This is a genomic window from bacterium (genome assembly GCA_024228115.1).
Classification (GTDB): Bacteria; Myxococcota_A; UBA9160; order UBA9160; family UBA6930.
The window spans coordinates 1-11,814 of record JAAETT010000291.1; the positions used below are offsets into that span (position 1 = coordinate 1).

9 protein-coding genes and 1 pseudogene are annotated in these 11,814 nt (G+C 64.4%); 3 read left to right on the forward strand and 7 right to left on the reverse strand.

What is annotated here, in order from left to right; genetic code table 11:
* The first annotated feature begins 133 nt into the window (after positions 1-133).
* The 3 genes and pseudogenes from GY937_12970 to GY937_12980 all read left to right on the forward strand — a co-directional run bounded on the left by GY937_12970 (position 134) and on the right by GY937_12980 (position 3,326).
* Positions 134-1,213: pseudogene (locus tag GY937_12970) on the forward strand (metal-dependent hydrolase).
* Entirely contained in the window at positions 1,210-2,445 is a 1,236-nt protein-coding gene (locus tag GY937_12975) for an aminotransferase class III-fold pyridoxal phosphate-dependent enzyme (protein MCP5057617.1), read from the forward strand. The pseudogene GY937_12970 and the gene GY937_12975 overlap by 4 nt, the downstream one beginning before the upstream one ends.
* Before the next feature lie 20 nt (positions 2,446-2,465).
* Positions 2,466-3,326 carry a tyrosine-protein phosphatase gene (locus tag GY937_12980; GenBank protein MCP5057618.1) on the forward strand — a complete coding sequence of 287 codons (861 nt, stop codon included), beginning with the start codon at positions 2,466-2,468 and terminating at the stop codon, positions 3,324-3,326.
* 11 nt (positions 3,327-3,337) lie between these two features.
* Here GY937_12980 and GY937_12985 read toward each other — a convergent pair whose 3' ends face one another.
* The 7 genes from GY937_12985 to GY937_13015 form a co-directional block, all read right to left on the reverse strand.
* Positions 3,338-4,207, reverse strand: coding sequence for a phytanoyl-CoA dioxygenase family protein (locus GY937_12985; protein MCP5057619.1), 870 nt, complete (start codon positions 4,205-4,207; stop codon positions 3,338-3,340).
* Between the two features lie 41 nt (positions 4,208-4,248).
* On the reverse strand, positions 4,249-4,923 hold the full coding sequence (locus GY937_12990; GenBank protein ID MCP5057620.1) for a glutathione S-transferase family protein: 675 nt from the start codon (positions 4,921-4,923) through the stop codon (positions 4,249-4,251).
* A 63-nt stretch (positions 4,924-4,986) separates the two neighbouring features.
* Complete coding sequence (locus tag GY937_12995) at positions 4,987-6,204, reverse strand: amidohydrolase (protein MCP5057621.1); 1,218 nt, start codon at positions 6,202-6,204, stop codon at positions 4,987-4,989.
* Positions 6,205-6,279: 75 nt separating this feature from the next.
* Complete coding sequence (locus GY937_13000; GenBank protein MCP5057622.1) at positions 6,280-7,548, reverse strand: MBL fold metallo-hydrolase; 1,269 nt, start codon at positions 7,546-7,548, stop codon at positions 6,280-6,282.
* A gap of 27 nt (positions 7,549-7,575) precedes the next feature.
* A complete protein-coding gene (locus GY937_13005; GenBank protein MCP5057623.1) occupies positions 7,576-8,364 on the reverse strand; it encodes a glutathione S-transferase family protein in 789 nt (262 codons plus the stop codon).
* Between the two features lie 346 nt (positions 8,365-8,710).
* Entirely contained in the window at positions 8,711-10,360 is a 1,650-nt protein-coding gene (locus tag GY937_13010; protein ID MCP5057624.1) for a sulfatase, read from the reverse strand.
* A 56-nt stretch (positions 10,361-10,416) separates the two neighbouring features.
* Positions 10,417-11,637: a phosphotransferase gene (locus GY937_13015; protein ID MCP5057625.1), complete on the reverse strand. Its 1,221-nt coding sequence runs from the start codon at positions 11,635-11,637 to the stop codon at positions 10,417-10,419.
* Positions 11,638-11,814: the final 177 nt, after the last annotated feature.

Here is an 11,814-nt window from a genome sequence, read left to right on the forward strand (position 1 = left end):
AAGCACACTCCGCATTCGCGCCACGGAATGGGCATCGACCACCCAAAACGAGATCCGTCAGCGTCAATCGCCGCGCGGCACGCTGAAACATTGGAAAGCCAGCTTCTCAGCCAACTTTCGTGCATAGTTCAGGCTAGGCGCTTCGGTAGCCCGCGTGGCGGCACCGGAGCTTGGCCGGCGCGCCCTCATCTGGGGAGCTCTCGTCGGCATGTCGCCGGATCTCGACGTCATGGCCGCACCGCTCCGCGAGGGCTACGGCGAACTTCTCTATCACCGCGGTTCGACCCACTCCTTGTGGTTCGGTCCGGTCGTCGGCCCCATGCTCGGCTGGCTCTCCTGGCGCTGCTGGGATCCGCGCCGGAAGACCGCCCTGCGTAGTTGGGTGATGGTTTGCGTACTCGCGCTCTTCACCCATCCGCTCCTTGATTGGTTCACGCCTTACGGCACGCAGCTTCTGGCGCCATTCAGCCGCATGCGGTTTGCACTGAACGGAGTCGGCATCATCGACCCGTTCTACACGGGAATACTCGCGATCGGGCTCTTCGCACCAGCCGGGCTGGGCCTCGCCAGAGCCGCACCCCGGCGCGTGGGCTTCGCGCTCTTGCTCTCCAGCCTCTACCTGGTGGGGGGTGTCGGGCTGAACGAACTTGCGCGCTTCGATACAGCCCGAGCGCTGAACGCGGCTCCGGCGGAGATTCGCGTCTATCCGACGCTGCTCCAGCCTTTCATGCGGCGGGTGGTCGCCCGCCACGACGGTCGGGTCTGGGTCGGGTGGCATACGACACTGGCCCTTGGTTGTCCGTTCGGGGAAAGCTTCATCCCGCCGACCGCTACGCGGGCATCTGTCGAACTCGAGAGTACGTGGGAAGGCCAGATGATGCGCTGGTTCGCAATGGACGAAGTGGTCGTCCATACCACGACCCTTCCGGAGGGCGGGGCCATCGCCGAGATGGAGGACCTCCGCTACGGCATGCCCGGCCAACCGGCGGCGCGAAGCATGTGGGGTGTGCGTGCCAGCTACGATGCAGCGGGGAAGCGCATCGGAAAGGTCAAGAGATTCCGCCGCCCCCGCGCCGAAGGAACGAGCTTCGCAGTGCTGGGCGATCTCACCCTCGGTCGCTTCGCCCGTAGCGGCCTCACGGGCCGTGGCGTGGGCGCCTGTGCAGATCCGATCGGTGCGAGGGCCCAGGCTGTGCCACCTTCTACGCCATGAACTGGTCGAACGAGCGAAACCTGGAGCTGCAGACTCGCGCCCGCCAGGTGATCCCCGGCGGCATGTACGGCCATCAGTCCGTCCGCCGCCTGCCCGACGGGTTTCCCCAGTTCTTCTCGCGTGCCGAGGGCTGCAGATTGTGGGACGCCGATGGAAATGAGTACGTCGACATGATGTGCGCCTACGGCCCGATGCTGCTCGGCTACCAGCATCCGAAGGTCGAGGCCGCAGCTTCCGAACAGGGCCGCCTTGGCGATACGATGACCGGCCCATCCGAGATCATGGTCGATCTCGCAGAGCGCTTCGTAGCACGCATCGAACATGCAGATTGGGCCGTCTTTTCCAAGAACGGAACCGATGCGACTAGCGGAGCCATCGCGATCGCACGCGCCACGACGGGACGCCGAACGATTCTCCTCGCTGAAGGCGCCTACCATGGTGCCGCCCCGTGGTGCACGCCCTTCCCCACTGGAACCCTCGAGGAAGCCCGCGCCCACCAGATCGAGTTCTGCTACGGCGACCCGGAAAGCCTCGATACGGCGATCCGACGGGCGGGCGATGATCTCGCGGGCATCCTGGTCAGCCCTTTTCGTCACGATGCGGCCCACGACCAGACAGAGCCGGATGCGGCTTTCGCCCGCGAGGTGCGTGATCGCTGCACGGAGTGCGAGGCGCTGCTCATCCTCGATGAGGTGCGCGCCGGATTGCGGCTCTCTTTCGGGGGAAGCTGGGAATCGCTCGGCGTGAAGCCGGATCTCAGCGCCTGGGGCAAATCGATCGCGAATGGACACGCGCTCTCGGCGCTGGTCGGCAACGAGCGCTGCCGCGAAGCCGCCAGCAAGGTCTACATGACCGGCTCGTTCTGGTTCCAGGCGGTTCCGATGGCCGCTGCCCTTGCCACCTTCGACGAACTCTCACGTGAACCCTACGTCGAGCATGTCGTAGAGATGGGAACAAGACTACGCGATGGCTGGCGAGAACAGGCCGCCAGACATGGTGTGGGGATCCGGCAGACCGGTCCCGTCCAGATGCCCATGGTCCTCTTCGACGGTGACTCGCATTTTCGAAAGGCCTACCGATGGACGAGCGAGGCGCTTCGCCGAGGCGCCTACCTCCACCCCTGGCACAACATGTTCCTCAGCACCGCCCATCAGGAATCCGACGTCGATCGCGTTCTGGAGGCCACGGAAGAAGCCTTCGCGGCAATCGCGAACTTCGATCCGAGCGCCTGAGCGCGGATAGGACGGAGCCCATGCATCGCGCCCTCTTTCTCCTGCTCTTTCCTGCACTCCTTGCCTGTTCCGGCCCGGATCTCTACGCCGACATGCCCGGACATGTGAAGAAACGACATGTGGCACTCGAGGGCGCCCACAACTTCCGCGATCTCGGAGGCTATGCAACCCAGGACGGGCGCACGGTACGCTGGGGGAAATTCTACAGATCGGATGCCCTGGGAGACCTCACCGACGGCGACGTCTCGAAGATGGGTGAACTTGGCATCAAACTTGTTTGCGATTTCCGCTCGGCTGAGGAGAAGGCCGAAGCCCCGGACCGCCTGCCGAGCGATCCGGCACCCGAAGTTCTCGAACTGGAGATCGCGGTCGAGGGCGCCGAGATGAACGAACTCCAGGACCGCATCCTCTCCGGCGATCTCGAAGGCATCGATCTGGCCCAGATGCTGGTCGATGGCAATCGCGCCTTCGTGACAGACTTCGCCGACCGCTACGCACATCTGCTCGAGCGAGTGCAACACGAGGAGAGCCTGCCCGCCCTGGTGCATTGCACCGGCGGCAAGGATCGGGCTGGCATGGCGTCAGCGCTCATTCTTCGCACACTGGGCGTTCCAGAGAAAGTCGTCTTCGAAGACTTCCTGCTGACGAACCACTACACGGAGCAGAGGATCGAGCAGATTCTCCTCTTCATCCGCCTCGCCTCGTTCTTCCGGACGGATCCGGAGGATGTGCGCCCGATTCTCGGCGTGCAGCGCGCCTACCTGGAGGCCGGCTTCGACGAGATCCTCGAACAGCACGGCAGCTTCGGCGCATTCCGCCGCGATGCACTCGGCGTGAGTGACGAGGAACTGGTTGCGTTCCGGGCGATGGCCCTGGAGTAGCCTGCCGCGATCTAGCCATCTGCGAGAGTGGAGCTCTTCAGCTGCACGGGCGTCAGGTCACCCAACCCCTTCTCATCGAGCAGGTCCGGGCGAACGGCGGCGATCGGATCACGGGTATCGTCGATGTAGCCGAGAGCGTAGGCGCCACGCGCGTAGCCCATCAGTCGAAGCGGATCCTTGGGCAAGGTTGCCGCGATCTCACGGGGAACCGTGAGGTATTGGTTCTCCTCCTGCCGGAGAAAGCCCACCACGTAGGTGATGTTCACACCCATGCGGACAGCGCCGCTTCGGTTCGGACCGCCACCGTGATAGACCGAACCCGTGTAGAAGAGCACGGACCCGGCATCCATTTCAGCCGGCTCGGTCTCCTCGAAGGCGTAGCGAAGCTTGTCCTCATGGCGATGGGAGCCGGGGATGACCCGCGTGGCGCCGTTCTCTTCCGTGAAATCCGTCAGTGCCCAGATCGTATTGCATTGCACTTCGTACCCGTTCGGGAAGGGAAAGAAATCGAAAGCCCACTGGTCCCTGTGTACATCCTGGGCCTTCTCCCCCGGACCGATCGCGATCACCTGGGTGAGATGCAGTTGATAGTTGGTGACGTGGCCTAGCACCTTGTCTGCCGTCCCGAGAACCAGGGGGTGTTGAATCCACTCCCGGGCTTGCTCAGAGCGGGCAATCAGAGCACCGGTGCGGCGCGTGGATCGACCTGAAAAGCCATCGACCCCGGTCGGAGTCGCGTCGAGGAAGGGACCCATCTCCGTTCGGAAACGGGTCAACTGGTCGGGAGACGCCACGCCATCCACGATCACGCATCCGTCCCGCTCGAGAATTTCTGCGATTCGCTCCGGGCCGTCCTGGGGCTTCAGATGCTCGACGGGCATTGGGACTCCTTCTCGGGAACGACCGAGGACGCTACCACCCCTCAGGCATTCCGGCTGGCAGCGAGGGCAGCGCGAACCTCCGGCGGGAAATTCACGTCTACCGCACGCTGGTACGCACTTCGGCCAGCGAGACGCAGGCGATAGGCCTCGAGGGTCTCCGAAAGCGTCTCGCCGTAGAAACGGGCCCAGTCGAGACACGAGCCCAGCAGGACATCGACCCCGGTCAGATGCGAGCCGAGAAGGAACCCGTCGCCTCGTGCCAACGCGGCATCCGCTACCTCGACCTGCCGTTGGAAGTATTCGCGGGCGGCGCGGAGGGCCGCTGGTGCCTCACCGTAGAGATTCGCCAGATCGCCGTGGCGACGAAGGATGTAGAGCGTGTGGGCGTCGAGTTCAGTCAGGATCCAGAATGCCCACTGGTCGTACAGGGCGCGCTCCCGACTCGCCGGCGGCGGGATGCGCCTCTCGTCGCCCGAGAAGTGTTCCGCCAGATACCCGACGATCGCCGCGCTCTCCGCCAGAACCAGCTCGCCGTGGCGCAGCAAGGGGATCTTGCCACGCGGATTCAAGGCGAGGAACGCCTCCCCCTGGGTTTCACCCGAACGTGACTGCAACGGATGCACGCTATGAGCCACGCCGATTTCCTGGAGCATCCAATGGACGCGAAACGTTCGAGCCGTTCCAACTCCGAAGACTTCGAGAGATGCGGACATCACGATTCAGACCTCGAGTGCAGCACGCGATGCGGGGGGCGCACGGGGTCGTGGCCCACGATCCACCTAGGGAACGATCTTCTCCGGCAGCGGATGCCGGTAGAGCGCCGCGGCGTTCTCGCAGGTGATGGCGCGGATCTCGTTCTTAGGAAGATCCCCAAGCGTTTGATGGATCACGTCCTGGGTATCCGGCCAGGTGCCGTCGCCGTGGGGATAGTCGGACTCGAAGAGGATGTTCTCGATGCCGATCGTATGGCGGGTAACGATCGTGGAAGGATCGTCGATCATGCAGAACCAGAAGTTGCGGCGCAGCACCTCGGAAGGGGACGTCCCCGGGTCCGGCCATCCCTGCCCGTAGCCGGAGCGGCTCATGATGTTGTCGAGCCGATCGATCAGCCCGGCGACCCAGCCGATGCCACCTTCGCTGAGGGCGATCTTCAGCTCCGGATAGCGAGCCGGCCAACCGCTCCAGAGCCATTCGGCGCAGGAGGCCAGAGCCATCGGACCAAACAGGGTCGCACCGAGCTCGAGCATGGGGGCACCGGCCGGCATCTGGGCGAAACCCGATGAACCGACGTGCAGGTTCAGGACCGTCTGTGTTTCCGCACAGGCTCGGATGATCGGCTCCCAATGGTCGCTGAAGACCGCCGGTAAGCCCTGGCGGTGAGGTTGCTCGGGCAAGGTCACGGCGGTGAAACCGCGCTTCGCGTTGCGCCGGATCTCCTCGGCACCCTTCTCCGCATCGGCCAGATAGGTGATCCCGAGCGGAACGATTCGCTCGGGATAGGAGCCGTACCACTCTTCGAAGAGCCAATCGTTCCAGGCGCGCACGCAGGCCAGGCCGAACTCCGCATCTTCGAGTTCCGAGAAGAGATGGCCTCCGAAGCCGGTAACGCCGGACGGAAAATTCACGGACCCCCACGTCCCGTTGATGTCCATGTCCTTGATGCGCGCATCGATCTCGAAGCACCCGGGGCGCATCTCCTCATAGCGCGCAGGTTCGAATCGATGATCTTCTTGCGGCCGGCCCGCAACACACATGAAGCCGACCTGGAAGTAGGGCGTACCATCGATGACCCAGACCTCGTGGCCCTCCTCGGTCTCCACGACGTGGGGCGCTCGGGCTTCGAATTTCCGCGGTAGGCGGCCCACGAACGTATGCTTCGGCTCCATCAGGTGATCGTCGACGGAAATCAGCGTGTAGCGAACATCGCGCGGCTCCGGATCGGGAAGGAGCGGCCGGGTGACAGGCCGCTTGATTCCGAGCTTGATGACGGAAGGCATGGTCTCTCCTCGAAGGGAACGCGGGGACGTTCCTTGAGGTAGCACGAACCCGGCAGGGTTTGCGTTCGTGCTACGTCAGGAAGCTCCCCCTGCGTTGCGTTGGAGTCTGGCAATTTGCTTTTCGAGCCAGCGATGCTCCCAGAAGTTGCTGGCCTGGGCGAGCAGCATGCGGTGAGCTTCGAGGCTTGCATCGGTAGCGGCGGCGTGGTGGCGATCGGCGGCCAGGGCCACTTCAGCGAGGTGGATGGCTTCGACCGCTGCGCCGCTTGCGAGCTTCTTCCGGGCCGCCTCGGCGATGATGTCCGGACCACCAGCCAGCTCGCAGAGATCCGGCGATACGCTCCATGGCGGCGTCGAATACAACTCCGTGGTCGAGTGGTGATGGAACCATCCGACGTAGTTCTCCCAGATGGCGCGGACCGACCAGGAGACCTTGCCGTAGCCCTCGCCCACCTCGAGTTCCGGCGGAAGCTCGATCTCGCGCATCAGCGTATAGACGTCCTTGCCCTCGTTCATGCCCTTCACCGTGGCATCGTGGACGAAGAGCACCGCCTCACGCATTCGGGAAAGTTCACGTCGGATCAACTCGCGCCCGCGAACCGGCTCGTGATGACCTACACAAAGCATCTCCGGATCGAGCGCCTGGATCTTCTCGAGTGTGGCGACGTAGGTGAGCGCATCGCGGTAGCGATCGCCGCGCACCGTCACGAGGTTCGGAAAATGACCGAAGAGTGCGCCGAACACGTTGCCAGTGAAACAGATCCCGTGCTGGGGAAGCCAGACGACCAGCGAATCCTTCGTCTCGGCACCCGGTGTCGAGATCAGCTCGACCTCCAGGCCACCCAACATGAACGCGAAGCGCTCGTCGAACGTGATCGTCGGCACGGGCCGTGCTTGCCCGGAAACCACCCCGCCCAGCTTTTCCTTGACGTAGGCATTCGCACGTTGGATCGAGTCGGCAAAGGCAAAGTAACTACGCCGCGCCCGGATACCGGCAATCAGTGCATCCTCCGCCTGATGGGCAGGGTTGTGGGCGTGCGCCACGAGTTCCGTGCCGTCTTCGACGAAGAGATCCGAGCCACCCACATGATCCACATGGCCCTGGGTGAAGATCACATAACGGACGGGACCGGAATCGATGGAGTCGAAATACGCTTTGTGCATGGGCGCTTCGAAACCCATGCCCGTGTTGATGACGATGCGCCCTTCCGATGTCACGATCAAGAATGCGTTCGAGTTTCCCTCCGATAGGTAGATGAACTCGTTGACCGGCCCGTTGCGCACCGTAGTCGCCGGGAGCATCTCGAAGGCCGTCGGACGGGATCGGTAGAGCGGATCAGACATCGTGGCACCGTTGGCAAGCAGCGAAGGTCAACTTGCGACCAACCCCTCCACATCCGCCCACACCGCCTTGCCTTGCGCTTGAAAGGCATCGACGACGGGCTGAGGGACGAAAGCCGCAACGGCCTCCTGGTACGACGCTCGTTCCTTGATTCGCGTGAACCACGCAGCTGCGCGAGGGTGCGCGTCGATGAACGGTGTCATGGCAAGATGGTCGAGGCGGAGCACATAGGGCAGGACGCAAGCGTCGGCCAGACTGAACGCGTCGCCGGCCAGGAAGGCCTGATCGGCGAGAGCGATCTCCATCGCATCGAGCATGGCGACGAAAGCAGCCAGGGCGCCCTTCATCTCCGGCGCTTTCACACCGTGGTCGATCACAGAACGACGAGCGGCCCGGCGCGCCGGGTCCGGAATGGCCTGTACCCCCGCCTCGATCTCTTCCGGCGTCTTCTGCAGGATGACGGGTCGGGTCCCGATGGCGAATGTGATCACACCGGCGCTGGGATGCACTTGCCCATCGATTCGCTTCGTCCAGAGCCGCATCGCGTGACGCTCCAGCGCATCTGCCGGCGCGCAGGGCGGCTCAGGAAACGCATCCTCCAGGTACTCGTTGATCAGGGTCGATTCGACCAGCGCCCGACCATCGTGCACGAGGGTTGGCACGACGTGGCCCGGATTCAACTTCACGTAGGCCTCGGCATGCTGGTCCCCGGCCATCAGATCCAGCATATGGGACTCATACGGGAGGCCCTTCTCAGCGAGAACGAGCCGCACCTTCTGAGAGCAGCTGGAGAGGAAATGATGATAGAGCTCGAGCATGGGGCCTCCTTGCCTGGCGCGGAAAGAGAGTAGTGCGGACCGGTCTGGGCCGCTTCGCTCCTCTTGCATGGATTGGAGTCGCCGGGGCTGGGCACAGGCCGGGCGGAATGGCTCGGCCGGGATCGGATGACCGCGTAGAAAGATGGACGGGGTGTTGCCTTTCGCGGCTTCGCCGCAGGGCAACCTACGCGCACGCTGAACCGCACCTATGCCTGCGCTTTATTTCCGCCCGGCCTGTGCCCAGCCCCGGCGAAGCGGTTCCGGTTGCCAACGCGGCCGATCGCGGGTGGGGGCGGTCAGCGCGGAAACTACGCGCAGGCATCTCGGCTGTTGGGTGGGTGGGGATTCAACGGCGTTCGGGTGTGCAGTGCACCTGCTTGTCAGCATCGGCGCCCTGCACTTCGAAACCGCGGCCTTCTGCGTCGCATTCGATGGCCGCGGCCAGGGCCGTTCCTGCGCGGTGGCGTAGGCGTTCCCAGGGTTGCTTGGCGGGTCCTTCGTCGAAGAAGGGTGCCTGAGCGTAGCCCCAGGTCCGATCGAGCAGCGTGATCCGGCGCCAGCGTTGGAGTGCAGCGAGCAGATCGCCCTTCGCCAGCGCCTCCCATTGCGCCTTCTCATGATTGTCTGCGCCAGGAAGCACCAACTCGGCCGTGTGACGGAGGTTCTCGGCATCCCATGCCTCGCGAGCGCGTTCGAGTTCTCGAAACTCCCCGGGTTTGTCGGCGTAGAGATCCTCGCGTTCTTCGGGATCGGCGAACAGGTCGAATCCCTCGCGGCGCGCAGGCCGGTCGGCCTCCTCCGGCCACCAGACGAGTTTCCGGTCCAGGCTTCGCACGGCGACGACGCGTCGCTGCATCTCGTGCCTGGGCGTGGTCCAGCCTTTGCGGGTGGTTTGCAGAAAGACGAACTCGCGTACCTGCTTCGCTCGGCCGTCGGTCAGCGGAGCAAGGCTCTTCCCTTGCATGGCCGGCAGCATGGCCCCCGATGGAATGCCCAGCCACTCGAAGAGTGTCGGCATCAGATCCACTCCCTGCACCAGGGCCGTGCTCCGCCCAGCGTGCGGGGAGTCTCCGCGGAGCATTTCCGGCACCCGAATGACGAGGGGGATGCGCACGAGTTCGTCAGTGAGTTTTCCGTCGTAGGCGGTCGACGCATGGCCAACCCAGCCGTGCTCGAACAACTCTTCTCCGTGGTCTGCCGATACGATGACCAGTGTCTGCTCCAGCAACCCGGTTTCGCGAAGCGCGTTGAATGCACGTCCCAGATGGTCGTCCGCGTCGCGCACCGTCTCGTCGTAGAGCGCGCGAATCGCCTCGGCATCGCCAGGCACGAACGCGACCTCGCCCGGGTGGGTGAAACGCAGCTCGGGAATAGGAGGGCGCAGCACGAAATGGTGATTGTGGACCGCGTCGAATCCGGGCGTCGACGGCGGGGACTTCAAGAAGCGCCCCGCGTTGCGTGCCGACGGCCGATAGGGGAGATGGGGCTCCTTGCTATGCAGCCAGGCAAAGAAGGGCTTTCCGGGCTCCTGTTCTGCCCGCTCTCGAACGAACGTCTCGAAATCCAGTTTGCCCAATTCTTCTTCGAACCCCAGGCCGCCATAGGTCGCCCCGCGGCCACTGCGCCCGAGTACCTCATAGCCTTGATCCGCAAGGACGCGCAGCGGAGACGCTAGTTCGTCGTCGTAGACGCTATGTCGTCCGTTCTGCCCGTGCACCGGCGGGTAGTAGCCGGTCAGCATCGAGACGATCCCTGGGCTGGTCCAGGCCGACGTGGCAAAGGCGTTCTCGAAGACCCACGCCTCCCTCGCGAAGGCCTCGAGCTGGGGTGTCGTGGAACGAGCATGTCCGTATAGCGACATGTGATCCGGACGAAGGCAATCGATGGTGAGCAGCAGGACGTTAGGCTTCGGCGGCACCGGCTCGGAGTGCACGGGCTCGGCGTGCGCCCGCATCGAGAGCACCAGCAGGACGAGGAGCAGCAGGTGACTTCGCATGGACGAAAAGGTAGTCAGCCACCGCTTCGGGGGACAGGAGCCGCAGGGAAACGACATCATCCACCCACCCGTGAGAGTTGTTCATCCCAGAAGCCCGGGGGGCGGGCGTCGAATCGCGCGATCAGGCGATCGAGCCAATGGGCCTGCAGCTCGAAGCCGCGTCGGTTGGTGAAATCCACCGTGGCGAAAACGGCGAGAACGCGAGGCAGGATGTAGAGCGACGCCAGCCGGTAGTCGGCCAGGCATGTCTCCAGGGCGTAGCCGGAGACTCCGGCCTTCTCCAGCTCCCCGTGATAGCCAGAAACCCAACCATCCTCCTCGTCAGCACTCACCTGGGGTCCCAAGGTGCCGGACATCAGATAGGCCAGGTCATTGACCGCCCGGCCCCGGCTCGGCACCTGCCAATCGGTGAAGATGACATCGCTCGCGGTGGGCCCGGCGAAGAACAGGTTGTCGAGGCGCAGATCACCGTGCAGCAGTGTCCAAGGTGGTCCTGCGAGCGCCGCAGCCAGCTCGTGCGAACGAGCGTTGGCACGGTCAGCGAGGGCCACGAGCGCCCCCGGGAGACGATCGCCCCATCCGCGCAAAAGCCGGCGGCGGGCGATCCGATAGATGGCCTGGGGGACGGAAGGCGCGGTATCGACCGACGGTAACCAGGTTTGCTGCAGCAGGATCGGGGCGTTCCAGGAACCCGCATGGGCGTGGGCCACTGCGCGCAGCAGGGCATCGAGCGCGCCGTCGTCCAACGCAGTGAGCTGATCCCCGGGCGCGGCGGGTGCAAGATCTTCCAGCAGGAGCACGGCGGGACGCCGAACCCAGCCCGCCAGACGCATCCCGAGGCGCACGAGGCCCCCCAGAAGCCAGCCCGGCAGGCGGGCGAGCTTCTTCCCCAATTCGGGGTCCGGCGCGGGGCCTGGCGCCTGGTCGGCCGCCATCGCCGCCCCCAGGAACTGCGGAATCCGGTAGTCGACGTGGGGTGCCAGTTCCCGGTAGAACTGGATCTCGCGCTCGTAGAGGCCCAGGAACTCTCCCTGGCCCCGATTGGCACGGTGATCCGCGGGCAGCTTCGCTACCAGGGTCGGTGGCACGTCCGCCCCGGTGAGATGAAATCGGCCCACCTGACCCAGCATCCCCTCACCTTCCCCGATTCGATCCCAGCGAAAGGACTCGACCCGGGCCCCAGGCGCCCCAGCCTGAAGGAGCCGGGAGAGGAATTCGGGTGAGAGCGCCCCCAGTTGCCGCGGGAGCTGATCCGACCCTGCGCTTCCTGCCCCCATGGACCCGAGAATACGTCAGTCCCGATCGGCTTCGAGCGGAAGTGGACAAAAAACCGGCTCGGGCTCCCCATGGCCATGTCCCGGGGAACGGGCGTTTTCTCTACCCTTCCAACAAGCCGGTTGCTTTCCGTGGGCGAGCGTCTAGCGTATCTGTCGTCAGAGGCCCCCTTTCGCAGC

What these genes read in the sequence shown, in the direction of transcription:
- GY937_12985 (MCP5057619.1), bottom strand. Translation starts at nt 4,207, where the DNA reads ATGCCCGTCGAGCATCTGAAGCCCCAGGACGGCCCGGAGCGAATCGCA.
- GY937_12995 (MCP5057621.1), bottom strand. Translation starts at nt 6,204, where the DNA reads ATGCCTTCCGTCATCAAGCTCGGAATCAAGCGGCCTGTCACCCGGCCG.
- GY937_13000 (MCP5057622.1), bottom strand. Translation starts at nt 7,548, where the DNA reads ATGTCTGATCCGCTCTACCGATCCCGTCCGACGGCCTTCGAGATGCTC.
- GY937_12980 (MCP5057618.1), top strand. Translation starts at nt 2,466, where the DNA reads ATGCATCGCGCCCTCTTTCTCCTGCTCTTTCCTGCACTCCTTGCCTGT.
- GY937_13005 (MCP5057623.1), bottom strand. Translation starts at nt 8,364, where the DNA reads ATGCTCGAGCTCTATCATCATTTCCTCTCCAGCTGCTCTCAGAAGGTG.
- GY937_13010 (MCP5057624.1), bottom strand. Translation starts at nt 10,360, where the DNA reads ATGCGAAGTCACCTGCTGCTCCTCGTCCTGCTGGTGCTCTCGATGCGG.
- GY937_13015 (MCP5057625.1), bottom strand. Translation starts at nt 11,637, where the DNA reads ATGGGGGCAGGAAGCGCAGGGTCGGATCAGCTCCCGCGGCAACTGGGG.
- GY937_12975 (MCP5057617.1), top strand. Translation starts at nt 1,210, where the DNA reads ATGAACTGGTCGAACGAGCGAAACCTGGAGCTGCAGACTCGCGCCCGC.